Origin of the sequence: uncultured Acidovorax sp. (assembly GCF_964021665.1) — a bacterium.
Lineage (GTDB): Bacteria > Pseudomonadota > Gammaproteobacteria > Burkholderiales > Burkholderiaceae_C > Acidovorax > Acidovorax temperans.
The window spans coordinates 1-24,627 of sequence record NZ_CAXIAK010000047.1 but is presented as its reverse complement, the minus strand read 5'-3'; the positions used below and the strand labels follow the sequence as shown (position 1 = coordinate 24,627).

Annotated in this window: 24 protein-coding genes; 12 read left to right on the top strand and 12 right to left on the bottom strand. The window is 62.7% G+C overall.

What is annotated here, in order from left to right:
* Positions 1 to 252: 252 nt before the first annotated feature.
* Positions 253 to 1,017, top strand: a complete 765-nt coding sequence (locus AADJ04_RS11310) for a hypothetical protein (RefSeq protein WP_341239673.1) — start codon at positions 253 to 255, stop codon at positions 1,015 to 1,017.
* A 10-nt stretch (positions 1,018 to 1,027) separates the two neighbouring features.
* Positions 1,028 to 1,576: a FlgO family outer membrane protein gene (locus tag AADJ04_RS11305; RefSeq protein ID WP_341239672.1), complete on the top strand. Its 549-nt coding sequence runs from the start codon at positions 1,028 to 1,030 to the stop codon at positions 1,574 to 1,576.
* 112 nt (positions 1,577 to 1,688) lie between these two features.
* Here AADJ04_RS11305 and flhC read toward each other — a convergent pair whose 3' ends face one another.
* From flhC to AADJ04_RS11280, 5 genes are all read right to left on the bottom strand, one after another.
* Positions 1,689 to 2,237: a flagellar transcriptional regulator FlhC gene (gene flhC, locus AADJ04_RS11300; protein WP_044398204.1), complete on the bottom strand. Its 549-nt coding sequence runs from the start codon at positions 2,235 to 2,237 to the stop codon at positions 1,689 to 1,691.
* 57 nt (positions 2,238 to 2,294) lie between these two features.
* Positions 2,295 to 2,621, bottom strand: a complete 327-nt coding sequence (gene flhD, locus AADJ04_RS11295; protein ID WP_044398361.1) for a flagellar transcriptional regulator FlhD — start codon at positions 2,619 to 2,621, stop codon at positions 2,295 to 2,297.
* A 231-nt stretch (positions 2,622 to 2,852) separates the two neighbouring features.
* Complete coding sequence (locus AADJ04_RS11290) at positions 2,853 to 3,752, bottom strand: sulfurtransferase (protein ID WP_341239671.1); 900 nt, start codon at positions 3,750 to 3,752, stop codon at positions 2,853 to 2,855.
* 98 nt (positions 3,753 to 3,850) lie between these two features.
* Positions 3,851 to 4,762, bottom strand: coding sequence for a DMT family transporter (locus AADJ04_RS11285; RefSeq protein ID WP_341239670.1), 912 nt, complete (start codon positions 4,760 to 4,762; stop codon positions 3,851 to 3,853).
* Positions 4,763 to 4,939: 177 nt separating this feature from the next.
* On the bottom strand, positions 4,940 to 6,079 hold the full coding sequence (locus tag AADJ04_RS11280; protein WP_044398210.1) for an aromatic ring-hydroxylating dioxygenase subunit alpha: 1,140 nt from the start codon (positions 6,077 to 6,079) through the stop codon (positions 4,940 to 4,942).
* A 308-nt stretch (positions 6,080 to 6,387) separates the two neighbouring features.
* Between AADJ04_RS11280 and xseB the strand changes: the two genes are divergently transcribed.
* From xseB to dctP, 5 genes are all read left to right on the top strand, one after another.
* Positions 6,388 to 6,630, top strand: a complete 243-nt coding sequence (gene xseB / locus AADJ04_RS11275; protein WP_044398212.1) for an exodeoxyribonuclease VII small subunit — start codon at positions 6,388 to 6,390, stop codon at positions 6,628 to 6,630.
* Positions 6,627 to 7,583 (top strand): polyprenyl synthetase family protein, encoded by a 957-nt coding sequence (locus tag AADJ04_RS11270; protein WP_341239669.1) that lies wholly within the window; start codon positions 6,627 to 6,629, stop codon positions 7,581 to 7,583. The genes xseB and AADJ04_RS11270 overlap by 4 nt, the downstream gene beginning before the upstream one ends.
* 101 nt (positions 7,584 to 7,684) lie before the next feature.
* On the top strand, positions 7,685 to 9,580 hold the full coding sequence (gene dxs, locus AADJ04_RS11265; protein ID WP_341239668.1) for a 1-deoxy-D-xylulose-5-phosphate synthase: 1,896 nt from the start codon (positions 7,685 to 7,687) through the stop codon (positions 9,578 to 9,580).
* Between the two features lie 341 nt (positions 9,581 to 9,921).
* Positions 9,922 to 11,004, top strand: coding sequence for a TRAP transporter substrate-binding protein (locus tag AADJ04_RS11260; protein WP_044398218.1), 1,083 nt, complete (start codon positions 9,922 to 9,924; stop codon positions 11,002 to 11,004).
* Between the two features lie 141 nt (positions 11,005 to 11,145).
* Positions 11,146 to 12,225 carry a TRAP transporter substrate-binding protein DctP gene (gene dctP, locus AADJ04_RS11255; RefSeq protein WP_341239667.1) on the top strand — a complete coding sequence of 360 codons (1,080 nt, stop codon included), beginning with the start codon at positions 11,146 to 11,148 and terminating at the stop codon, positions 12,223 to 12,225.
* Between the two features lie 507 nt (positions 12,226 to 12,732).
* On the opposite strand, the gene AADJ04_RS11250 is transcribed toward dctP, so the two are convergent.
* The 3 genes from AADJ04_RS11250 to AADJ04_RS11240 form a co-directional block, all read right to left on the bottom strand.
* Positions 12,733 to 14,502 carry a TRAP transporter large permease subunit gene (locus AADJ04_RS11250; RefSeq protein WP_341239666.1) on the bottom strand — a complete coding sequence of 590 codons (1,770 nt, stop codon included), beginning with the start codon at positions 14,500 to 14,502 and terminating at the stop codon, positions 12,733 to 12,735.
* Positions 14,503 to 14,520: 18 nt separating this feature from the next.
* Positions 14,521 to 15,138: a TRAP transporter small permease subunit gene (locus AADJ04_RS11245; protein WP_341239665.1), complete on the bottom strand. Its 618-nt coding sequence runs from the start codon at positions 15,136 to 15,138 to the stop codon at positions 14,521 to 14,523.
* A gap of 181 nt (positions 15,139 to 15,319) precedes the next feature.
* Positions 15,320 to 16,447 carry a substrate-binding domain-containing protein gene (locus AADJ04_RS11240; RefSeq protein ID WP_341239664.1) on the bottom strand — a complete coding sequence of 376 codons (1,128 nt, stop codon included), beginning with the start codon at positions 16,445 to 16,447 and terminating at the stop codon, positions 15,320 to 15,322.
* 50 nt (positions 16,448 to 16,497) lie between these two features.
* Here AADJ04_RS11240 and AADJ04_RS11235 point away from each other — a divergent pair, with 50 nt between their 5' ends.
* The 4 genes from AADJ04_RS11235 to AADJ04_RS11220 are packed head-to-tail and all read left to right on the top strand — an operon-like array spanning position 16,498 to position 19,650.
* Positions 16,498 to 17,235: an ABC transporter permease gene (locus tag AADJ04_RS11235; protein WP_341239663.1), complete on the top strand. Its 738-nt coding sequence runs from the start codon at positions 16,498 to 16,500 to the stop codon at positions 17,233 to 17,235.
* A gap of 5 nt (positions 17,236 to 17,240) precedes the next feature.
* On the top strand, positions 17,241 to 17,972 hold the full coding sequence (locus tag AADJ04_RS11230; protein ID WP_341239662.1) for a phosphate ABC transporter ATP-binding protein: 732 nt from the start codon (positions 17,241 to 17,243) through the stop codon (positions 17,970 to 17,972).
* Complete coding sequence (locus tag AADJ04_RS11225) at positions 17,969 to 18,796, top strand: substrate-binding domain-containing protein (RefSeq protein ID WP_198845979.1); 828 nt, start codon at positions 17,969 to 17,971, stop codon at positions 18,794 to 18,796. Before AADJ04_RS11230 ends, AADJ04_RS11225 begins: the two co-directional genes overlap by 4 nt.
* 5 nt (positions 18,797 to 18,801) lie before the next feature.
* Positions 18,802 to 19,650 (top strand): molybdate ABC transporter substrate-binding protein, encoded by an 849-nt coding sequence (locus AADJ04_RS11220; RefSeq protein ID WP_341239661.1) that lies wholly within the window; start codon positions 18,802 to 18,804, stop codon positions 19,648 to 19,650.
* 94 nt (positions 19,651 to 19,744) lie between these two features.
* Here the strand turns inward: AADJ04_RS11220 and AADJ04_RS11215 are convergent, their stop codons facing one another.
* From AADJ04_RS11215 to modA, 4 genes are all read right to left on the bottom strand, one after another.
* Positions 19,745 to 21,442: an AarF/UbiB family protein gene (locus AADJ04_RS11215; protein ID WP_142084830.1), complete on the bottom strand. Its 1,698-nt coding sequence runs from the start codon at positions 21,440 to 21,442 to the stop codon at positions 19,745 to 19,747.
* A gap of 33 nt (positions 21,443 to 21,475) precedes the next feature.
* Positions 21,476 to 22,546, bottom strand: a complete 1,071-nt coding sequence (modC, locus tag AADJ04_RS11210; protein WP_341239674.1) for a molybdenum ABC transporter ATP-binding protein — start codon at positions 22,544 to 22,546, stop codon at positions 21,476 to 21,478.
* Positions 22,547 to 22,551: 5 nt separating this feature from the next.
* Positions 22,552 to 23,229, bottom strand: a complete 678-nt coding sequence (gene modB / locus AADJ04_RS11205; protein ID WP_341239660.1) for a molybdate ABC transporter permease subunit — start codon at positions 23,227 to 23,229, stop codon at positions 22,552 to 22,554.
* An 82-nt stretch (positions 23,230 to 23,311) separates the two neighbouring features.
* Positions 23,312 to 24,076 (bottom strand): molybdate ABC transporter substrate-binding protein, encoded by a 765-nt coding sequence (modA, locus tag AADJ04_RS11200; RefSeq protein ID WP_341239659.1) that lies wholly within the window; start codon positions 24,074 to 24,076, stop codon positions 23,312 to 23,314.
* Positions 24,077 to 24,185: 109 nt separating this feature from the next.
* On the opposite strand from modA, the gene AADJ04_RS11195 reads away from it, so the two are divergent.
* Positions 24,186 to 24,627, top strand: a 442-nt coding sequence (locus AADJ04_RS11195; RefSeq protein ID WP_341239658.1) for a LysR family transcriptional regulator, incomplete at its 3' end; no start/stop codon positions are given.

The window sequence follows — 24,627 nt, the reverse complement described above, 5'->3', positions numbered from 1 at the left end:
CTTGGTGAGCAGCAGCGTTGCCGGCATACGTGACCAGCAAATCGGCCACGCCTGTGCCGGAGTTGGCGCTGGCGTAGGCAGCTGCAGAGTAGGTGCCGGGGTTGCCGATCACGCTGTACTTTCCGCCGTCTAGGCTCTTGACATAGGTGTGCCAGGCGCGCGCTGCGCCAAGCGGCGGAACCTGTGTTTTGGGCGGAAAAACAGGCCTTGTTGCCCGGATTGCGCGGCTGGTACGCCGCTACGATGCGTGCCATGCCCTCTTGCACATTCCGCACTTCTTCTGGCGCTTTCTTGGCGGCCTTGCTGCTGGCTGGCTGCGGCACGCTGGATGTGCCGCGCGCTGACAACTACCCCGCCACGGGCCAGAAAAAGGCCCGGGCCGTTCACCACTGGGACGTGCTGGCCAATGACGTGGCGGCCCGGGTGGCAGAAAAAATTGCCGCCTGGCCTGCGGGGGAGCATCCCATTCATCTCACGGTGACTGACAAATCCAGCTTCAGCCAAGGCTTCCTCAAGCTGCTGCGTGTGCAATTGCTCAACCGGGGCGTGACATTGGCAACGGGGCCCACCGAGGTGGAATTGCAAATCGAGGCCCAGCTGGTGCAACACCTGGAGCCGCTGTCTGCAAGCTCGCCCGTGCCGCTGCACTGGACGGTCCTGGGTGCGGGCGTGGGCGTGTGGCGCGATTGGCGCGAGCACTACCCGGACCGCAGCCTGCTGCCTGGCATGGCCACGCTGCTGGGCGTGGGCACGGGGCTGGCGGTAGACCTTGCTCAGCGCTACACGCAAGGCGATGCGGCGGGCGGACCCACGCGCACCGAAGTGCTCATCACCACCTCGCTGAAAACCACCGACCGCTATCTGGCTGGCTCGGCCGATCTGTATTACATCGAACGTGGCGATGCGCCGCTGTATTTGCCAGAGCCGCCTCCACCGCCTCCGCCACCACCCACGCCGGTCAAGAGCTGGCGCGTGACCGCGCCAACGCCCGTGTGGGCGACCCCCGCCACGCCATGAGCCGCTTGCCATGAAACGTCGAAATTTCTTCAGCGCCGCTGCGCTCATCGGTCTGACCGGGTGCAGCAGCTTTTATTACGGCGACAAGCCGGGTGGGACCTGGTTTCCCACCGACCTGATCGAAGCCAACCACCGTGCGGTGGATGCTTTGCTGGCCAACGCGCCGCTGGATGCGCAGCACCCCGTGATGGTGGCAACACTCGTCCAGGTGGACAGGCTGGGCGAATCCTCGCGACTGGGGCGTATTTTTTCTGAGCAGATCGCTGGGCGCATGGTGCAGCGCGGCGTGCGCGTGGTGGAGTTGAAACTGCGCGACAGCGTGGCGCTGCAAAGGGACCAGGGCGAACTGCTGCTGTCGCGCGAGGTGCGCGAGGTGAGCCAGAGCCATGATGCGCAAGCGGTGGTGGTGGGCACCTACGCCGCTTCAGCGTCGGCGCTGTACATCAGCCTGAAGCTGGTAACCCCGGTGGGCAACACCGTGGTGGCCGCCCACAACTACGCTGTGCCGATGGATGAGAACGTGCGGGTGTTGCTCGCCAGCGGTGGCTTGCGCTACTGACAAGGGCTGAAAAACCAAAAGCGAGCGTCAAGCTCGCTTTTGATTTTAGATTTGCTATTTAATTGATAGCTGGTGGCGCTTATTCATCAAGCGCTAGAGGCCATTTTGTTCATCAATGCAGCATCAGCGCACCGGCAGACTTGCTCTTGCCTGCGCGTGCGGGTGGGTTGCACAGGCCGCAAGTGAAGTGGCGGTTTTCATACAGCTCGGTCACAAACTGGCCGCCGCACTGGCTGCACTTGGTGCGGGTGAGCATGCCTGCGTCCACAAACTTCACCAGGCGCCAGGCGCGGGTGAAAGACAGCAGAGGCTCGATCTCGGCGGTGGCCACTTGCTCGTTGTACAGGCGATAGGCCTTGGTCAGCAGTTCCACCGAATCCAGATCCACGCCCTTGGACAGGTATTCGTAGATGTTCAGGAACAGCGAGCTGTGGATGTTTTCTTGCCAGGTCAGGAACCAGTCGGTCGAGAAGGGCAACTGGCCCTTGGAGGGCGACTTGCCTGCGATTTCCTTGTACAGGCGGATCAGACGCTCGTACGACAGGGTGGTTTCCGACTCCAGCACCTGCATACGGGCTCCCATCTGGATGAGCATGGCAGCGCGTTCGATCTGCTTGGATTCATTCAGCACGCTTTTGGCGACGGTGGGAGTGGCGGTCATGGCAGGCTTTCGAGAAATGGTCGGGTTCGAGGGCGAAGAGCGAGAAGTGCGTGTGGCTTACAGGACTTCCGACACGCGGCTTGCCATCAGGATGTTGGCGTGCAGGGTGTTGGTGGCTTCGTTGCCCACTTTCTTGGCCGTGTGGTTGGTCAACAAGCTCCACACCAGGTTGTCGTCCACGCGGAAGCTGCACAGCAGCGTGTTGCGCGATGCCAGCTTGAGCACCTGGGCTGCCGACAGCGAGGCCAGGATGTCGGCGGCTTCTTCGTTCAGCCCCAGACGGAACACGGCTTCGGCCTTGTCCTGGCGAATCAGGTTTTGGGCCAGCATCAGGTAAGTGAGGTTGGCTTCGCGGATTTCGGCGAGGATTTGTTCGTTGGTCATGGCGGCTTCCTTTTCCATTGGCTGGATCTGCGTTTCATGCGGTTGCATGTTTTGCGTGATCCGTTGAAATGGATTGTGAAACTGCCCCAATCAAAAATTAAGTCCGTTTTTGACTGTGCCGAGTGTCTGGTTTTGGGTGGGTATTTGTAGGAATTTGCCCTACACGCGCCGAAGGCTTTGGCTTGCAGCGCCCTTGTAAAACGCTGCTACTTGGCTGCACCTCGGGGCTACTCAGCCCCGCTCGACCGGACGCGCCGGATCGCTGCACCATTCGCTCCAGCTGCCCGCAAAAAGTGATGTTTTTCCGAGACCTGCGACTTCCATGGCCAGCAGGTTGGGGATGGCGCTGACCCCGCTGCCGCATTGGTGCACCACGGTAGCCGGGTTACGGCCTGCCAGAAGTTCATCGAACTCGGCGCGCAGCAATGCTGCGGGCTTGAAGCGGCCGTCTGAACCCAGGTTCAGGCCAAAGGGCCGGTTCAGCGCGCCCGGAATGTGACCGGCCACAGGGTCCAGCGGCTCTGTCTCGCCCCGGTAGCGTGGCGTGGCCCGCGCATCCACCACCGTTTGCGTGGGCTGCTGCAAATTTTGTAGCACTTCGCTGGCTGTGACCAAGCGGCGCAGAGGCGTGTGCAAGGTGAAGTGGCTTTGAAAATGCGCGGGCTCGTCGCCACTGGCCACAGCGCCACCTGCGGCCTGCCAGGCTTGCAAGCCGCCGTCGAGCACGGCCACCGCATCGTGGCCTGCCCATTTGAGCATCCACCACAGCCGCCCGCAGTAGTTGGCACCCTGGCGGTCGTACACCACGGCCTGCATGTCGTTGGAAAAACCCACGCTCGAGAGCCACATGGCAAAACGTTCACGGCTGGGCAAAGGGTGGCGGCCGCCGGATGCAGGCTGGTCTGCCTCTTGTGCCACCAGCGTGCCATGTGCGCCTGGCGCGCCGTGCTTGGCACTCAGGTTCTTGTCCAGGTCGGCATATACGGCGCCAGGAATGTGGGCCTGCGCAAATTGCTGCGCCCCAGCAGATGGGCTGGTCAGGTCAAAGCTGCAGTCAAACACCATCAGCGGCTGGCCGCTGGCGATCAGTGCTTGCAGTTCCGTGGCGGCAATCAGGGTCGTGTAGGTCATGGGTGGAAGCTCCTGGAGGCGCACATCGGCGCGCGGTGGGCGAGGGCAGGGGTGGTGCAAAAAACGTATTTTGTGCCGTGCGCATGCCGCTGGGTGTATCAGTGTTCTTCCGCAGGGGTGTCGGGTGCGGCGCGCGCGCGCAGCACGGTGGCCACAATGCCGCTGCCCACGATCAGCACCATGCCCAGCCACCCAATCGGCGGGATCTGGTCGTTGAACAGCACCACGCTGTAGATGGCGGCGAACACAATGCCCGAATACTGCAAATTGGCCACCACCAGCGTGCCGCGCGAGGTTTTGGCTCTGGAGTAAGCCCGCGTCATGCACAGTTGCCCTGCAGCCGCCAGAACGCCGATGGGCAGCAACCACAGGGCGGGCCAGCCCGGCCAGGCCGACGTGCCATTGAAAACCATGGCCACACCTCCCGCCACAGCCGAGCCCACGGCAAAGTAAAACACGGTGCGCGATTCAGGCTCGCCCAATCGCGAGAGCGCCACCACCTGCATGTAGGCAAACGCGGCCGTCATGCCCGAGAGGAGTCCCACCAGGCCCGCGAACGCCTGGTTCTGGTCCAGGCTGGGGCGCAGCATGAGCACAACGCCCACGAACCCCGTCAGCACCGTGAGGACCAGCGAGCCCTGAAATGCCGGGCGCGGGGTGGCGGCAGTGGGGCGCCAGGCCATCAATGCGCCGCCCACCAGGAAGGCGGCAATCCACACGCTGCTCATGTAGTTGAGCGTCATGGCGGTGGCCAGGGGGAGTTTGCCGATGGCATAGAACCAGGTGCCCAGAGAGGCCACCCCCACCAGGCTGCGCCAGGCATGCATGCCGGGGTAGCGGGTTGCCAGGGTGATTTGTTGGGACCGCGCCAGCATCCACAGAATGGCGATGCCAATGAGGCCGCGGTAGAAGACCAGTTCTGCTGCGTTGAAGTGGGCCGAAGCCATCTTCACGCACACCCCCATGCTGGCAAATATGAAGGCGGCCAACACCATCCAAAGTGCTTGCATGGAACGTGGAACCTGATCAGTGAGTTGAAATAAAAATAGCCGCCGAGGCTGGAGTTTCCAGCGCTGGCAGCTATTCTAATGAGAGCGACGAGGGCGCGTCCGTGTGACTGGCGGCGGTTTACCGCTGTATTTGGACGATTGGCTTTTGGCCGCGGATGGGTGAGGAGCCGGGTGGCCTCAGCGTTGAGGCACCGCGCTGCCCATGGTCTGGCGGTACCACTCGTGAAAGTGCTGCATGCCGTCTTCCATGGGGCTCTGGTAGGGGCCGACTTCGTTGTCGCCACGTTCCAGCAAGGCCTTGCGGCCCGCGTCCATGCGTTCGCCGATCTCGTCGTCTTCGATGCAGGTTTCCATGTAGGCGGCCTTCTGCGCCTCCACGAATTCGCGCTCAAAGGCTGCGATTTCTTCGGGGTAGTAGAACTCCACCATGTTCAGCGTCTTGGTCGGGCTGATGGGATGCAGCGTCGAGACCGTGAGCACGTGCGGATACCACTCCACCATGATGTGCGGGTACAGCGTGAGCCAGATGGCTCCGTGCTTTGGCGGCACGCCGTTACGGTACGCCAGCAGGGCTTCATGCCAGCGTTCGTACACGGGGCTGCCGGCCTTGCCCAGGCGGTTGGCCACGCCCACGGTTTGCACCGAATAGTTCTTGCCGAACTCCCAGCGCAGGTCGTCGCAGGTCACAAAGCTGCCCAGGCCAGGGTGGAAGGGGCCGACGTGGTAGTCCTCCAGATAGACCTCGATGAAGGTCTTCCAGTTGTAATTGCACTCGTGCAGTTCCACATGGTCGAGCACATAGCCGTCAAAGCTCAAATCGGCCTTCGGGCCCATTTGCGCCAGATCTGCCGCCACGTCGTAGCCGTTGTCTTCAAACAGCAGGCCATTCCACTCGCGCAGCTTGTAGTTGTTCAGGTTCAGGCAGGGGTCGTGCGCGAAGTGCGGCGCGCCCAGCAGTTCGCCCTTGGGGCTGTAAGTCCAGCGGTGCAGGGGGCACACAATGTTGCCGCCGGCGCTGCCTTTTTGCTGCGTTTGCAGCGAGCCTTTGCCCTTGAGCATCACGGCCTGGCGGTGGCGGCACACGTTGGAGATGAGCTCCACCCCGCCGTGGGCGTTGCGCACCAAGGCACGGCCCTCGCCCTCTTGGGGCAATGCGTAGTAATCGCCCGCATTGGGCACAGAAAGTTGGTGCCCCACGTAGCGGGGCCCGCGCTGGAAGATGGTCTCCAGCTCGCGCTGGAACAGCGCATCGTCAAAGTAGCTTGAAACTGGTAGTTGGCTTGCAGCCTGCTGCAGTTGAAGACTTAAATCAGACATGGGTGACCTGACCTAAAGACTCCCCACAGGGAGAAAGTGCGGGAGGTGCGCAAATGCGCATCTGGAAAAAAGAAACCGGCTAGGGTAGGTAGCCGGCTCGACGAGAATGGGATTATAAACGGTGGGGTTATTCCCGCGCACCCCTTGCGTGTATTGGTGCTGCGGGCTTGACCCAAAGCAGGGTTTGCGCAAGTTCATCACTGCCTGCTGAAAAGCTCTTGGCACGCGCAAACGTGTCCCCAAGGCAAAGCTCTGTGGATGCTGCGCCTAAAATCCTTGGTTTTACCTGCGCCAGCCGCCCACTGTCCATGCCCAAGGCTTCTCCCAAGACCGATCTGCCCAACGAACCCGCCAGCTATGAGCTGGCGCTGGAAGAATTGGAGCAACTGGTTGGCCGCATCGAATCCGGCCAGATGCCCTTGGACCAGATGCTGGCAGGCTACCAGCGGGGCGCTGCCTTGCTGGCGTTTTGTCGCAAGCGGCTCGATGCTGTGCAAGACCAGATCAAGGTATTGGACGAAGGCAGTCTGCAAGCGTGGGGGCAAGAATGAGCGCCGCCATGACTCCTGCGTCTTTGACTGCTTGGGATTTGAATGGGTGGAGCAAGCACCACCTGGGCCGTGTGGAAGACGCGCTGTCCCGCTGGGTGGGCATTGAGGCCCCGGCAGGTCTGGGCGATGCCATGCGCTACGCAGTTCTGGATGGTGGCAAGCGCCTGCGCCCCTTGCTCGTGCTGGCGGCTTACGAGGCGGCCCTCAGCGCCCAATCGACGGCATTGGATGTGACGCAGCGCAGCGGTGCTGATGAAGCCGCTCTGCGCGCAGCGTGCGCTGTGGAGCTGATTCACGCCTATTCGCTGGTGCACGACGACATGCCATGCATGGACAACGATGTGCTGCGCCGTGGCAAGCCCACCGTGCACGTGCAGTTTGGCGAGGCCCAGGCTTTGCTAGCTGGCGATGCCTTGCAGGCGTTCGCTTTTGAGCTGCTGACCCCCGACGATGAACGGATTTCAGCCGCTGTGCAGGTCCAGCTGTGCCGCCAACTGGCCCACGCTGCGGGTTCGGCTGGCATGGCCGGAGGGCAGGCGATTGATTTGGCAAGCGTCGGCTTGTCACTCACCGAAGACCAATTGCGCCAGATGCACCGCCTCAAGACTGGAGCGTTGCTCGAAGGCAGCGTGATGATGGGCGCGACCTGTGCAGGGGCTCAGGCCACAGCGCGTGCCGCGCTGCAAAACTACGGAGCGGCGGTAGGCCTGGCCTTCCAGGTGGTGGATGACATCCTCGACGTCACGGCAGACTCGGCCACGCTGGGCAAAACCGCAGGCAAAGACGCTGCCAGCGACAAGCCGACCTATGTGTCGCTGCTGGGGCTGGAGCGCGCTCAGCAGTACGCTTCGCAGTTGCTTGAACAAGCCCATGCGGCCTTGGCCGATAGTGGCCTGCCTGACGTGCGCGCCCTGGCGGCTTTGGCTGACATGGTGGTGCGCAGGTCGCACTGACTTTTCATCGGGACTGCCTTGCCAGTTGCGTTCGGATTGATGTTTAAATCAGCCGCTAGCGCTTGATATATAAGCGCTGGCAGCTATTAAAAGAATAGTAAATGGCCACGACTTCCTACCCCCTGCTGCAAACCATCAACGATCCGGCAGACGTGCGCAAACTGTGCCGGGCAGACCTCAAGGTGCTGGCCACCGAGCTGCGTGGTTTTGTACTGGAGAGCGTTTCTCAAACCGGCGGGCACCTCAGCTCCAACCTGGGAACGGTGGAGCTGACCGTGGCGTTGCACCATGTGTTCAACACCCCGGAAGACCGCCTGGTGTGGGATGTGGGCCACCAGACCTATCCACACAAGATCCTCACCGGCCGCCGCGACCGCATGCACACGCTGCGCCAGCTGGGCGGTATCTCTGGTTTTCCGCAGCGGGCTGAGAGCCCGTACGACACCTTTGGCACGGCGCACTCCAGCACCAGCATTTCTGCGGCGCTGGGCATGGCCATGGCTGCCAAGCGCAAGGGGGAAGATCGTTACGCAGTGGCCATCATTGGCGATGGCGCCATGACTGCAGGTATGGCCTTTGAAGCCCTGAACAACGGTGGCGTGACCGATGCGAACCTGCTGGTCATCCTGAACGACAACGACATGAGCATCAGCCCACCCGTGGGTGCGCTCAACCGCTACCTGGCCCAGCTCATGAGCGGCCAGTTCTACGCGGCAGCCAAGAATGTGGGCAAGACCGTGCTGCGGCCGGTTCCGCCGCTGCTGGAGCTGGCCAAGCGCTTTGAACAGCAGGCCAAGGGCATGGTGGTGCCAGCCACGCTGTTTGAAAAGTTCGGCTTCAACTACATCGGCCCCATTGACGGGCACGACCTGGACTCGCTGATCCCCACGCTGGAGAACATCAAGGGCCTCAAGGGCCCGCAGTTCCTGCACGTCGTCACCAAAAAAGGGCAGGGCTACAAGCTGGCCGAGGCAGACCCGGTGGCTTACCACGGCCCCGGCAAGTTCGACCCGGCCGTCGGCCTGGTCAAAAGCACGGCTGCACCCAAGCAAACCTTCACCCAGGTGTTTGGTCAATGGCTGTGCGACATGGCTGCGCAAGATGGCCGACTGGTGGGCATCACGCCCGCGATGCGCGAAGGCTCGGGCATGGTGGAGTTTGAAAAGCGCTTCCCTGATCGGTACTACGACGTCGGCATTGCCGAGCAGCATGCGGTGACGTTTGCCGCCGGCATGGCGTGTGAAGGCGTGAAGCCGGTCGTGGCGATCTACTCCACCTTCCTGCAGCGTGCGTACGATCAGTTGATCCACGACGTGGCCCTGCAAAACCTGCCCGTCGTATTCGCACTGGACCGCGCGGGGCTGGTGGGCGCTGATGGCGCGACGCACGCGGGTGCGTACGACATTCCATTTGTGCGCTGCATTCCCAACATGAGCATGGCTTGCCCTGCGGATGAGCGCGAGTGCCGCCAGCTGCTCAGCACGGCTTTTGAACAAGACCACCCGGTTGCCGTGCGTTACCCGCGCGGCAGCGGCGCAGGTGTGGCCCCCCTGGCTTCGCTCGAAAGCTTGCCCTTCGGCAAGGGGGAGATCCGCCGTGAACGCCTGGCAACGGATGACCTCGCCGCGCCGCGTGTGGCCATCCTGGCCTTTGGCACCTTGTTGTACCCCGCACTGCAGGCAGCGGAATCGTTGAACGCCACCGTTGTCAACATGCGCTGGGCCAAGCCGCTCGATGTGGAACTGCTGCTGAAGGTCGCTTCTCAGCACGATGCACTGGTGACCGTGGAAGAGGGCGCCATCATGGGCGGTGCGGGCAGCGCCGTCACGGAAGCCTTGAATGTTGCGGGCATTACCTTGCCTGTACTGCAGCTCGGTTTGCCAGATGTGTTCATTGAGCACGGCGACCCCGCGAAGCTCCTCGCCCTGCAGGGCTTGGACGCTAATGGCATCAAACAGGCCATCGCCAAGCGGTTCTTTGCAACGGCAGAGGGCTGACTGCCCGCTGCGGACATTGCTCCGCACGTCAGCATGTGCAGCGCTCCACGTGGCCAACTTGGTCTTGCTGCAGGGGGCTGCTCAAAGTTCTGCATCACCGCGCTCTGATTTGCGCACCGGCACCTTCTACCTCCACTCGGTAGGGTGGAATGCTGCGCGCGTGCGAAACAAGCTTGCAAAACCCTGAAAGGCAGCCGAGACATCGGAGTTTTCGCGGGATAACCCGCAAAGTTCGCCGCCCGCAAGTTTTTACAATGCAGATTCAATTCGCACGTACTGGTCAGTGCTTGTTCCAAGCCCCGGCCGTCGAGCGGTGTGGTCATCACTCAGGAAAGATTTACATGGATCGTCGTTCCATCATCAAACAGGCCGGTATTGCCGGTGTGCTCGCCGCAGGTATTGCCCCTGCCGTTCACGCCCAGGCCACCGTGCGTTGGCGCCTTGCTTCCAGCTTCCCCAAGTCGCTGGACACCATTTTCGGTAGCGCCGAAATGTTTGCGAAAACGGTACGCGCTCTGTCCGGCGGCAAGTTCGAAGTGTCGGTGCATGCAGCCGGTGAATTGATGCCGGCCTTCGGCGTGGTGGACGCGCTGCAGAGCAGCACGATTGAGATGGCGCAGACCGCCCCGTACTACTACACCGGCAAGAACTCCATCTTCGCCTTCGGCTGCGCCGTGCCGTTTGGCCTTACCGCTCGCCAGATGGATGCCTGGATGGACCATGGCAATGGCCGCAAGTTGATGGACGCGTTCTACGCCAACTACAACATCAAGAGCCGTAGCGCTGGCAACACTGGCACCCAAATGGGTGGCTGGTACCGCAAAGAAATCAAGACCGTGGCCGACCTCAAGGGCCTGAAGTTCCGCATGGGTGGTGGGCTGTTTGGCGAAGCCATGCAAAAGCTGGGTGTGGTGCCGCAAAACATGCCTGCGGGTGACGTGTACCAGGCCCTTGAAAAGGGCACGCTGGACGCTACTGAGTTCGTCGGTCCTTACGACGATGAAAAGCTGGGCTTCAACAAGGTGGCACCGTTCTATTACTACCCCGGCTGGTGGGAAGGTGGCGCTGAACTGGAGTTCTTCATCAACGCGAAGGCTTACGCCGCGTTGCCCGCTGAGTTCCAGGCCATCGTCGATGCCGCCACCACCGTGGCTGCCCGCGACATGACGGCAAAGTACGACGCCTTCAACCCCATCGCTCTCAAGCGCCTGGTGGCCGCGAAGACCCAGCTCAAGGCCTTCCCCAAGGAGATCATGGACGCAGGCTACAAGGCCTCGATGGAAGTCTTTGCCGAGCACGAAGCCAAGTCGCCCGAGTTCAAAACCATCCACCAGGACATGCGCGCCTTCCAGCGTGACCAACTGCTGTGGGCTCGTTACTCCGAGCTGCGTTTTGACAATTACATGACCGGCGTGAAGCTGTAACTGTGTTGTCCGGGGCTGTTTTGGCAGACCCGGTTTTATTTTTCGATCCGGTAGCCTGGGCTGCACACGCTGCAGCACAGATGCCGGTTTTTTTGGGCCCATCATGTGCCAAAAGCGCATGTGTATAGAAGGAAAATCACCATGGATCGTCGTTCCCTGATCAAAAAGACCGGTATCGCCGGTGTGCTCGCTGCCGGCATTGCTCCGGCCGTGCATGCCCAAGCCACCGTTCGCTGGCGCCTGGCATCCAGCTTCCCCAAGTCGCTGGACACCATCTATGGCTCGGCAGATGTGTTTTCCAAGGCCGTCAAGGAAATGTCGGGCGGAAAGTTTGAAGTGTCCGTGCACGCCGCAGGCGAACTGATGCCCGCGTTTGGCGTGGTGGATGGCGTTCAAAACGGCACGGTCGAAATCGCTCACACGGCTCCTTACTACTTCTTCGGCAAGAACGAAGCGTTTGCCATTGGCGGCGCGATTCCCTTCGGCATGAACTCCCGCCAGCTCACAGCCTGGATGGTCGATGGCAACGGCACCAAGCTGATGCGCGAGTTCTATGCTCAGTACAACATCGTGAACTTCCTGGGTGGCAACACCGGCGCGCAGATGGGCGGCTGGTTCCGCAAGGAAGTGAAGTCGCCTGAAGACATCAAGGGCCTGAAGTTCCGCGTGGGCGGCTTTGGTGGCAAGGTGATCGAGCGCATGGGTGGCGTGCCACAGAACATTCCTGGCGGCGAAATCTACCAAGGCCTCGAAAAAGGCACCATCGACGCCGCAGAGTGGATCGGCCCATACGACGATCTGAAGCTGGGCTTCAACAAGGTGGCGCCGTTCTACTACTACCCAGGCTGGTGGGAGGGTAGCCTGAATCTGGAGTTCTACGTGAATCAGAAGGCTCTGGAAAGCCTGTCTGCCGAGAACCGCGCAATTGTGCGTGCTGCTGCGCACGAAGCCCACGTCACCACACAGGCCCGCTACGACTCTCGCAACCCCGGTGCCCTCAAGCAACTTGTGGCCGCCAAGGCCAAGGTCGTGCCCTTCCCGCAAACGGTGCTGGACGCCTCGTTCAAAGCCACCATGGGCCTGTACGCTGACCTCGACAAGAGCAACCCAGACTGGAAGAAGATCTACGCTGACTACCGCAATTTCCAGCGCGATCAAATCCTCTGGTTCCGCTTTGCAGAGTCGCGTTTCGACAGCTTCATGTCGTCGCAAAAACTCTGATTGCAAACGGGTGGCCTGGCGCCACGCCGGGCATACAAAACCCCGCCAAAGCTTTGGGCTTTGGCGGGGTTTTTTTGTGGGTGCGTGCTGTAGAGGGTCTTGCGGCCTCGATGAGGAGATAGGTACGAAACGTCCTGATGCTTGAGGGGCCCGCGAGGTCGGATAGCCTCAACATGTCCCTCTGGAGGTGGCGCCCTAGAGTGGGTCAGGAGAGCCATTGAGGGACGCGTATCCCAGACACAGGCGCTGCCAGGCGCCCCGTGCCTCTTGCAGTGATGTCTCGGCGTTGGTGGTCGCGTTCCATTCATATGCCAGTGCTGCCGCGTTTGCTTTGTAACCGTGAATGGTGGTGGATGCGCGCTGGCGATATGGGTAGTCGCTGGGGTCGTATCGACGATGTGAACTGATGTAGCTCGCTCCCCCCAAAAGAAAACCCGCCAGTGCTGCCACTGGCGGGTTTGTAAGGTGAGCATGATGGCAAGGCCCTTGCAGGCCTTGCCATGGTCATCAGTTCTTCTTCTCAGCGTCCTGCGACAGAGATTCCTGCATGGCCTTCAGAGGATCATCTTCGGCTGCTGGGGCCTCTGATCCGGGCATGCCAGCCGTGGGGTCGGCCTGCTCCATGGATGCTGGCATGTTGGCTTCCATTTCGAGGCGAACCTTGTCCAGGTCATACACCTCGGCCTTGTCCAGCCCGCTGGAAACAATGCCAGGGAAGGCAATCACCAGTGCCACCATCAGGATCTGGATGCACAGGAAGGGAATGGCGCCCCAGTAAATCTGGGTCGTAGTCACGGGCGCAATCATCTTCTTGGTGACCTTGTCCATGTATTCCTTGGCTGGAGCTACGCTGCGCAGGTAGAACAGCGCGAAGCCGAAGGGAGGGTGCATGAACGATGTCTGCATGTTGATGGCCAGCAGCACACCGAACCAGATCAGGTCGATGCCCAATTTGTCGGCCACGGGGGCGAGCAGAGGCACCACGATGAACGAGAGTTCAAAGAAGTCCAGGAAGAACGCCAGGAAGAACACCATGATGTTCACGACGATCAGGAAGCCCAGCTGGCCGCCTGGCAGGGCCGACAGCAGGTGTTCCACCCACAGGGGGCCATCCACGCCCTGGAAGGTCAGGCCGAAGATGGTGGCGCCCACCAGAATGAACACCACGAAGCACGACAGTTTGGTGGTGGTATTGAGGGCTTGCGTCAGCAGGCTCATCGACAGACGACCACGAATGACAGCCATGACGATGGCACCCAGCGCACCCATCGCGCCGCCTTCGGTAGGTGTTGCCACACCCAAGAAGATCGTACCCAGCACCAGGAAGATCAGCAGCAGGGGGGGGATCAGCACGAAGGTCACTCGTTCAGCCGCACGCGACAGCAGACCCAGGCGGGTGATCTTGTTGAAGCTGGCGGCAACGAAAGCCAGTGCCACGCCGAAGCACATGGACACCACGATGGTTTCGTCCAGAGCGACCTTGTCTACGGCTTCGCCTGACCACCATGTGTGCAGTGCAGGCATGTTCTTGGCGACGTAGATGGAGGCTGCCGTGCAGATGGCAGTCAAAACCAGCAGCGATGGAACACCGCTCTTGCCGTTGTCTTCGCGCAGCGTACGTGCCTCAGGGGGCAGTGCAGGCACCCACTGGGGTTTGATCACTGCCAGCAAGATGACGTACAGGGCGTAGAAGCCGGTGAGCATCAGACCAGGCAGGAAGGCGCCCTTGTACATGTCACCCACGCTGCGACCCAGCTGGTCGGCAATGATGATGAGCACCAGCGAAGGGGGAATGATCTGTGCCAGAGTGCCAGAGGCGGCAATCACACCGGCCGCCAGCCGTCGGTCATAGCCATACCGCAGCATGATGGGCAGCGAGATCAGGCCCATCGAAATCACCGAGGCCGCCACCACGCCGGTGGTTGCAGCGAGCAGGGCGCCCACAAAAATCACGGCCAGAGCCAGGCCGCCGCGGATGGGGCCGAAGAGCTGGCCAATGGTGTCCAGCAAGTCTTCGGCCATGCCGCTTCGCTCAAGAATCAATCCCATGAGCGTAAAGAACGGAATGGCCAGCAGCGTGTCGTTCTGCATGATGCCGTAGATACGCAGCGGCAAGGCCTGCAGCAGTGCCTCGGGCAATACGTTCAGCTCGATGCCGATGAAGGCGAAGAAAAGGCCGCAAGCTCCCAGGCTGAAGGCGACCGGAAAGCCGACCAGCAAGAAGCAGATGAGCCCCGCAAACATGATGGGGGCAAGGTTATGGGCAATAAATTCCATGGTGTGTGTCTCCCGCTCTTAGGCTTTGGCCTTGTTGCTGCCGTTGCCCTTGGCTGCCTCGGCCAGCTTGCGGATGGATTCGGCCAGTTCTTCTTCTGCCGTCTTTTCTGCTTTCTTGGCAGTGGGGTCTTCGATCAAACCCTTCAGGAAAGCCAGGCGCTTGATCAGTTGCGAAACGCCTTGCAGCCACAGCAAGCCGAAGCCCAGAGGCATCATCAGATACACGGGCCAGCGGATCAGGCCGCCCGCGTTGCTGGACATTTCGCCCGACACAAAAGCGCGGGTGAAGAAGGGAATGCCGTACCACAGCACGGCCATGCACATGGGCGTGAGGAAGACGATATAGCCAAACACGTCGATCCAGATCTGGGTGCGCTTGAAAAAGCGGCTGGAAACCACGTCCACTTTCACGTGCTCGCCCTGCAGCAGCGTGTAGCCAGCAGCCAGCAGGAACGATGCAGCGAACAGGTACCACTGCACTTCCAGAAAACCGTTGGAACTGATGTTGAACGCTTTGCGAACCACTGCGTTCACACCGCTGATGAAGGTGGAACCGAGGATCAGCCAGATCACGTATTTACCGACTTGGGTGTTAAGCCAGTCGATCCCTCTTGATAACTTCAATAGAGTCTGCATGGTGTCTCCAATAAAAAGGCTTTGCCTACAACGCGCGGTCCGCGGCAGCTGAGAGCCAGCGCGGAGCCCGAACTTTTTGCACGGCGCGATTCTACGGAGCACTGTAGGCCGAGTCTGACAGCAGCGTGACGGTGTTAACCCTTTGTCAGCTTTGATTTTGAAGCTATCAAAAGCGTAGCAATTAGGGTTTCTTCCTATGCGCAGACGGACGCTTGGGGCGCGTGAAATCCCACCAGGGAAGGACGTTGCTCATTGCCAGCACCTGCCCGCTGTGCATGGGTGAATACCCAGGCAAGCTCGCCAAGTGGTCTTGCCAGACCCGGGTGAGCAGCAACTCCCGAAGCGCTCGGGTGGCTGGTTGCTCCAGCGTTGCCTTCAGGCAGGCCAGGTGGTAGCGCTCGTCTACCAGGGGCACGAAGTCCAGCCCGCGTGCGCGTGCTGCCATCTCGATCCCCAGGCCCGCGTCAGCCGCACCGCTGACCACGGCCTGTGCCACCGCGGTGTGCGAGGTTTCATCGCGTTCAAAACCCGCAATGTGCTGGCCTGTGAGCCCTTCCTGCGCCAGCAGGTCTTCCAGCAGCACGCGGGTGCCGCTGCCCAGGGGGCGGTTGGCAAAGCGGGCACCGGTGCGGGCGACGTCCGTGAGGGATTGCAGGCCGAGCGGGTTGCCCTTGGCAACAATCAGCCCCTGGGTGCGCCGCGCAAAGCCGATGATTTTGTGCAGGCCCGGCTGCAGCAGCGGTTTGTAGGTGCGTGCAGCCAGGGAGGTGGCTGCGGGTTGTTCCAGCGTGTGAAAGCCTGCGAGGGTGCAGCGGCCTTCATTCAGTGCGCGAATGGCGTCCACACTGCCCGTGAAGCGAATGTCCAGATGCAGTGCACCGGAAGTGCCCGGTGTGGCCGCATGCGCGCGAAGGGATGCCAGCGCATCGTCGTGGCTGGCGTACATGGTCAGCACATGGGCGCTGTCGTCAAACGCCACTGCGAAGGCGCGCTCCAGATCGGCGTGCAGGGCGGCAATCTGGGGGGCCAGCCGCGCTTGCGCTTGCCGTTCTGCCCACAGCAGCTTGGTGCCGAACTCGCTGAGCTGGGCCGATTGCCCCTTGCCCCAGATGATGAGTTCTCCACCCAGTTGCTCTTCCCACCGCTTGAGGGCGCCCCACACGTGTCGGTACGACATGCCCAGCGTGCGCGCTGCGGCCGAGATGGAGCCCTGCTGCGCCACGGCTTCCAGCATTTCAGGCAAGGGGTTGCGAATCTGGGCATCGCCCGCGTCGCGGCTCAGGGTGTAGTGGAGTTGGATCCTATGCACAGGATTACATATCGCTGGAGATTGGCGGGGTGCATACGATAGTCGAATCCATGTCCACTCTCACCGAAAGCGCGGCAACAGCGCTGCAACTCACTTTTTCTGCCGACCCCGCGCTGTGGACCATTGTCGGCCGCTCCCTGTCGGTCAGCGCCACTGCGTGCTTGCTGGCCTGTGGTGCTGGCCTGGTGCTGGGCGCGTGGCTAGGTGTGGCCCGGTTTGCCGGGCGTGGCGCTGTGCTGGCTGTGCTCAACACCTTGCTGGCGGTGCCTTCGGTGGTAGTGGGGCTGGTGGTGTATTTGCTGCTGTCGCGCAGTGGGCCGTTGGGTAGCTGGGGCTGGCTGTTCAGCTTCAAGGCCATGGTGCTCGCCCAGGCATTGCTGGTGCTGCCTGTGGCCACGGCGCTGACCCGGCAGATGGTGGAAGACGCAGACCGTGCCCATGGCGAGCAGTTGCGCTCCCTCGGCGCCAGCCCCTTGCTGCGCAGCCTGCTGCTGGCCTGGGATGAGCGCTATGCCTTGCTCACCGTGCTGCTGGCATCGTTTGGGCGTGCCATTTCTGAAGTGGGCGCGGTGATGATCGTGGGCGGGAACATCGACGGTTTCACGCGCGTCATGACCACTGCGATTGCGCTGGAGACCAGCAAGGGGGACCTGCCCCTGGCCTTGGCGCTGGGCATGATTTTGCTGGCCGTGGTGCTGGCCCTGAATGTGGTGATTGCGCTGCTGCGCCGCTGGCGCGAGTGGGTGGACGGCAGTGCGGCAGACCTGCCGGTGGGGGTGACCGCATGAGTGGCATGCCTCCCAGCGCCAGCTCCCGCTGGCTCATGGATCTGCAGGGCGTGGATGTGCGCTTTGGTCGCGTGCACGCGCTGTCCAGCATCACGCTGCGCATCGCGCCGGGGGAGCGTGTGGCCCTGGTGGGTGCCAACGGCAGCGGCAAAAGCACCTTGCTGCGCGTGTTGCATGGGCTGGTGCCGGCCAGTGCCGGAACCTGCATTACCGCCTTGCCACACCAGCAGGCCATGCTGTTTCAGCGGCCTCACATGCTGCGCACCAGTGCGCAAAACAATGTGGCCCTGGGCCTGTGGCTGCGTGGCAGCCGCTGGGGCGCTGCCCGAAAGACGGCGCTGGCCGCACTGCAGCGGGTCGGGCTGGAATCCATCGCACAGCAAAACGCCCGCACCTTGTCTGGCGGGCAACAGCAGCGTGTGGCACTGGCCCGTGCCTGGGCGCTGCAGCCAGATGTATTGCTGCTGGACGAGCCCACGTCCAGCCTGGACCCCCATGCCAAGCGTGAGGTGGAGCGCATGATGGCTGACTTTGCCAACGCACACGCCGAACAGGGGCGCGCTCAGCCCGTGACCATGCTGTTCAGCAGCCACAACCTGGGGCAGGTCAAGCGCCTGGCCAGCCGGGTGATTTATCTGGAGCACGGGCAGCTGGTTGCCGATTTGCCCGTGCACGACTTTTTCAATGGCCCACTGCCCGAGGCCGCACGTCTTTTTGTCAAAGGAGAACTGGTATGAGTCAATTCAAGGTTTATCTGGCTCTGAAGCCCATCCATCAAGCGCTAGCAGCTATGCTTTTTGTAGCGTCTGGCGCGGTGTCAGCGCAGTCCATCACGATGGCATCGACGACCTCGACTGAGCAGTCGGGGCTGTTCTCGCACCTGCTGCCTGAGTTCAAGAAGGCCAGCGGCCTGGATGTGAAGGTGGTTGCGCTGGGCACCGGCCAGGCGCTGGACACGGCCCGCCGTGGCGACGCTGATGTGCTCTTTGTGCACGACCAGGTGGCTGAAGAAAAGTTTGTGGCCGATGGCTGGGGGGTGAGGCGCTACCCGGTCATGTACAACGACTTCATCTTGGTGGGCCCCAAGGCGGACCCCGCGGGCGCCAAGGGCAAGGACATCGTGGAAGCCCTCAAGAAGCTGGCGGCGGGCAATGCCAACTTCGTATCGCGCGGCGACAAGAGCGGCACCCACGCGGCTGAGCTGCGTTACTGGAAGCTGTCGGGCGCCGATGCGGCCAAGGGCAGCGGCTACAAGGAGTGCGGTTGCGGCATGGGCCCCGCGCTGAACATCGCTGCCTCCAGCGGCGCCTACGCGCTGGCAGACCGTGGCACCTGGCTCAACTTCAAGAACCGTGCGGATTTGGCCATTTTGGTGGAAGGCGACGCCCGTCTGTTCAACCAGTACGGTGTGATGGTGGTGAACCCCGCCAAGCACGCCCATGTGAAGGCGCAGGACGCGCAGAAGTTTGTGGACTGGATCGTGTCGCCCACCGGTCAGGCTGTGATTGCCAGCTACAAGATTGGCGGCGAACAGCTGTTCTTCCCTAACGCGCCAAAGTGAGCGCCATGCCTGCAACCCGTTTGAACGCGTGGGGAGCGTCTTGGCCGATGCTCGGAGCGGCTGTGCTGTCGGGCTGCGCCATGCAGCAGGGCGCAGCACCCGTGAAAGCCCCTGCGGCCGGGGCTGACCCGGTGCAGGTGTATGCGGCAGGCAGCCTGCGCGATGCGCTCACCGAGATCGCACGCGACCATGAGGCCCGCACGGGCCAGAAGGTGGTGCTGACCTTTGCTGCATCGGGCCTGCTGCGGGAACGCATTGAGCAAGGCGCACCCGCCCAGGTGTTTGCCTCTGCCGATACCAAACATCCTCAGCGCCTGGCCAACCAGGGGCAGTGGCAAGCTCCCGTCATTTTCACGCGCAACACCTTGTGCGCGCTGGCGCAGGGTGCGGTGGCGGTGACCTCTGATACTTTGCTCAGCACCATGCTGCAGCCCCAGGTGCGGCTGGGCATTTCGACGCCCAAGGCAGATCCCGCGGGCGACTACGCCTGGGCTTTGTTCCAGAAGGCCGACGCGCTGCAGCCAGGGGCCACTGCGCGCCTGGAGGCCAAGGCGCTTCAGCTCACGGGGGGGGGCAATTCGGCGCAAGCTCCGGCCGGTCGCAACACTTACGCGTGGGTGATGGAGCAGAACCGCGCGGATGTGTTTCTGACCTATTGCACCAACGCCGTGGCAGCGCGGGCTGAAGTGCCCAGTCTGCAGGTAGTGGCTGTGCCCGAGGCCTTGCAAGTGGGGGCGGCTTATGGCCTCACGGTGCGCGCTGGCGCGCCTGCCCAGGCACAGGCCTTTGCCCAGGCGGTGTTACAGCCCCCGGCGCAGGCCGTGCTTCGTCGGTTGGGCTTTGCTGCACCCTGAGGCGCGCAGGGTCATTTCCTGGTCAGTTGCAAGCGCTGTGCCTTCTTGTGGGGCGCAGCGCTTTTTTATTGGAGAAGCGGGCCTGGTGGCTTCGTCAATCGTCGTCCCGCCCGTGGCTGCTGCGCCAGATGGCACGCACCAGCCAAAGACCGCACACCACTGCCCCCATGAACCCGAGAAAGCCGAACGCTGGCAGGCCAAACAGCGTGGGCCCTCCCTGTACGGTCATGACGATGGAGGAGCCGATGATCAGCGCGGCAATTACCAGTGCCATGGCCAGCCGGTTGGCCGAGCGATCAATCTGGTCGCCCACGCGCTTGAGGTGGGCCAGTTCAATGCCGACCTGCACCCGGCCACGTCGCGCGTTGCGCAGCAGGCGGCCGAGGTCGTCTGGCAGGCGCTCCAGCGTGCTCAGCGTTTGCCGCACTGATTGCCAGGCACGCCCCGCCAGGGCGCGCGGCTGGTAGCGTGCCCCCACCACCTGCTTGAGCAAGGGCAGGGCTTCGGATGCCATGTGAAAGTTCGGGTCCAGGTTGCGGCCCATGCCTTCCAATGAAATGAAGGCTTTGATGAGCAGGGCCAGATCGGAAGGCAGCGCCAGCCGGTGGTCACGCAGAATGGCCGTCACATCGGCCAGCATCTGGCCCAGGCGCAATTGGGCCAGGGGCACGCCGTGGTATTGGTCCACAAAGGCCTCGATCTCGGTCTCCAGCTGGCCGATCTGCACTCCTGGCTCGTCACCCGTCCAGTCCAGCAGCACATCGGCCACGGCCTGGGGTTGGTGCTCCACCAGGCCCAGCAGCAGTTGCAGCAGCTCATCACGACGGCGTTGCGACAGCCGGCCAATCATCCCGAAGTCTATGAATGCGATGCGGTTGCCCGGCAGGTAAAACACATTGCCGGGATGGGGGTCTGCGTGGAAGACGCCGTCTTCCACAATCATCTTGAGCACGGCGTGAGCGCCGCGTTGGGCGAGCAGCGTGCGTTCAAAACCCGCCTCGGGCGTGAGAGCTTCCAGATGGTTGCCCGGAACCCCGTCGATGAAGTCCTGCACGTTCACTCGTTCGCGCGTGTGAGTCCAGTACACCTTGGGGATGGCGATGAAGCCCAAGGGCGCCATGTTGGCGGCAATGCGCTCGGCATGGCGGCATTCGCCGGCCAGGTCCAGCTCACGCTTGAGCGAACGGGCAAATTCGCGCACCAGTTGCTGGGGGCGGTAGGGCTTGAGTGTGGGCAGCTCGGCCTCTGCCAGTGCCGCCAGGCGCAGCAACAGGCGCAGGTCGGCCTCGATCGTGTCGGCAATACCGGGGCGGCGAATCTTGACAATGACTTCGGTGCCGTCGTGCAGGCGCGCCCGGTGGACTTGCGCGATGGAGGCTGCGGCCAGCGGCGCGGTGTCAAACCATGCGAACACCGCCTCGGGCTCGTCGCCCAGGTCTTCACGCAATTGCGGGCGCAGTGCGTCAATCGGCAGGGCGGGTACGTGGCTGTGCAGCTTCTCGAACTCGGCAATCCACTCAGGGCCAAACAGGTCGGCCCGGCCCGCGAGGATCTGGCCAAACTTCACGAACGTGGGCCCCAGTTCTTCCAGCGCCAGCCGCACTTGCACGGGGGGCTCCAGCCGCGCCAGTTCGGCGGCGTGGGGCCAGTTCAGCACCTGCCCGGCGCGCTCCAGCCGGTCTGCCAGGCCCAGGCGGCGCACGGTGTCGCCAAAGCCGTGTCGCACCATCACACCCAGAATTTCCTTGAGGCGGCCCAGGTCTCGTGCGGTGTCCAGAGTCTCGATCAGCATGCGGGCATGATAGCCCCGCCCTTGGGGGTGATATCAATCCAGCAGCGCAATGCCTTTGACTTGTGCCACCACGTGCATGCCTGGCGTCAGGCACAGCGTACGCGCTGAGCGTTGGGTGATGCGTGCCAACAGCCGAGTGGTACCAGCCTCAAGCCCCACCATGATTTGCCCAGGGCTGTCCTCGCGCAGCGCCACGACCTGCGCGGGAACGGCATTGAGAATGCTTGTGCCGGTTTGTGGCGATAGCGTCAGGCTCACATCGCGGGCTTGTACCCTCAAGCGTACGGCCTGACCCACAGGGCGCTGACGGGTGCTCACGAGCTGTAACTGTCCACCCGGGAAAGCGATGGTGGTCAGGTGATCTTCCAGGTCGTGAGCCTGCACCGTACCGGCCACGATCGTGGCGGCTGCATCGCCCTGTGCGAGGGGTAAGTCCAGCGCGCCCATCAGCTCTGCCGGGTCGCCTTGCGCCTGTACCTTGCCGTCCCGTAGCAGCACAAGGTGGGACGCAAGTCGGGCGACTTCTTCAGTAGCGTGGCTTACGTACAGGATGGGCATGTCTAATTCGCGCGGAAGGCGTTCTAAGTAGGGCAGTACCTCTGCTTTGCGAGCCATGTCCAGCGCTGCCAGTGGCTCGTCCATCAGCAGCACGCGCGGGCTGGTGGCCAACGCTCGTGCAATAGCCACACGCTGGCGCTCACCGCCAGAGAGGGTTTCGGTAGCGCGCTCCAACAAAGGCGCAATACCCAGCAGGTCCACCGCCTGTTCCAGGGCAATCTGGCGGCGCGCTGCAGGCGTACGGTTCAGGCCGTACTCGATATTGCGGCGCACGCTAAGGTGGTGAAACAGGCTGGCCTCCTGGAAGACATAGCCCAGTGCGCGTTCGTGGGTGGGCCGCCACACCCCCTGGGCATCGTCTTGCCACACCTGACCGTGCACCGCGACCCTGCCTGGGTGGGCTCGTTCCAGTCCTGCCACTGCGCGCAGCAGGGTTGTCTTGCCGCAGCCCGAAGGCCCAAACAAGGCGGAAACGCCTTGGCCGGGCAGGTGCAGATCAACGTCGAGCATGAAGGTGGGGCGCTGCAAGCGCAGCTGCAGTTCCATGCCGTTCACAGTCGCGCTCCTCGAGGTTGCAACCAATGCAGGGTCAGTAGCACTACGAAAGAGAATGCAACCATGCCGCCCGCCAGCCAATGGGCCTGGGCGTATTCCAGCGCCTCTACGTGGTCATAGAGTTGCGCCGAGACAACGCGCGTGACGCCAGGGATGTTTCCGCCCAGCATCAGCACCACGCCAAACTCGCCCACCGTATGGGCAAAGCTCAGAATGGCCGCGGTGACGAAGCCGGGGCGCGCCAGGGGCAGAGCCACGGTAAAAAACCGGTCCAGCGGGCTGGCGCCCAGTGTGGCTGCGGCTTCCAGCGGGCGCGGGGGGATGGCCTCGACTGCGCGCTGGAAGGGTTGCACTGCAAACGGCAATGAGTACACCAGTGAGCCAATCACCAGGCCTGGGAACGTGAATGGCAGGGTGCCCAGGCCGAGCGCCTGGGTCAGCTGCCCCAGGGGGCCGTTGGGGCCCATGGTGACCAGCAGGTAAAAACCAATCACCGTGGGCGGCAGTACCAGGGGCAGGGCCACGATGGCCCCCACCGGGCCGCGCCAGCGGGAGCGGGTGGTGGCCAGCCACCACGCGATGGGCGTGCACACCACCAGCAGCAGAACTGTGGTGGTGGCCGCCAGCCGCAGGGTGAGCGCGATGGCGGCCCAGTCTTCAGCAGAGAACGGCATGGCGGCAGGACGAGTGGCTTGAAAGAGGCATGGCGCCCGCGATCTTCGCAGAACCAGGGCTGGCGTTGGGGCGAGCGCGCCGTCAGAAGCGGTAGCCGTAGGCCTTGATCACGGCGCGCGCCTTGTCACTGCGCAGGTATTGCATCAGCGCGGTGGCTGCGGGGTTGTCCTTGCCACTGGCCAGCAGCACTGCGTCTTGCAGGATGGGTTCATGCAAGTTGGAAGGAACAACCCAGGCCGAGCCTTTGGTGATCTTGCCGTCCTCCATCACCTGCGACAGCGCCACGAACCCCAGCTGGGCGTTGCCGCTGGCAACGAACTGGTAGGCCTGGGCAATGTTTTCACCGGTAACGATGCGCGCCTGCAGTTGTGCGGTCAGGCCCTGTTTGTCCAGCACCTGCATGGCTGCGGAGCCATAGGGCGCGAGCTTGGGGTTGGCAAGCGAGAGGTGCTTGAAGTCTCCCGTCTTGAGAACTGCGCCTTGCGCGTCCACGTAGTGGGCGTTGGGGCTCCAGAGCACCAGTTGGCCTATTGCGTAGGTGAAGCGCGATCCGGCCACGGTGCGGCCTTCACGGTCGAGTCGGGCAGGGGTAACGTCGTCCGCCGACAGGAACACCTGAAACGGTGCGCCGTTGGTGATCTGCGCATAGAACTTGCCCGTTGCCCCGAAGGAAAGCACGGCCTTGTGCCCCGTGTCTGCCTCAAACGCGGCTGCAATCTTCTGCATGGGGGCGGTGAAGTTGGCCGCCACGGCGACCTGAACCTGGTCTGCGTGGGCGCAGGTAAGGCCGCTGAGCAAGAGAGCGAGGGCAACGGCCCAAGGGTGGCGGATGGCAGGCTGGCGCATAAGGTGGGGCGCAAAGCGCTATTCATGAATGGAATAGCGAAGTATAGAAGCGCGTGCCAACCGGTGGGGTGGATAGCCCTGCTGGGTGTGGGCTGTCTACACTTCCCGCATGCCTTCTTCTTCCCATTCGCTGGCCGGTGCCCTGGGGCACGACCTTTCTGATCGCCGCATCGGCATCCTGCGCCAGATTGGCGCGCTGGGCTCCATCTCGCGCGCAGCGCGGGCGGTGGGCGTGAGCTACAAAGCCGCCTGGCAGGCGGTGGACACCTTGACCAACCTGGCGGGCGTGGCGCTGGTAGAGCGCGTGGTGGGGGGCGCTGGCGGTGGCGGGGCGCGCCTGACCCCCGCCGGGCTGGAACTGCTGGCTGCCGCCGATGCCATGGCCCAGGCCCGCAGTGCGGTGTTGCAGCGCCTGAAGCAGCCTGCGCCCCGCCTGGGCGTAAAGACCAGTATGCGCAACCAGTGGCCCTGCGTGGTGGAGTCAGTAGAGCGGCTGGGGCCCATCGCCCGTGTGCATTTGCAGGCGGCCGAGCCGGGAGCGGTGGCCTTGT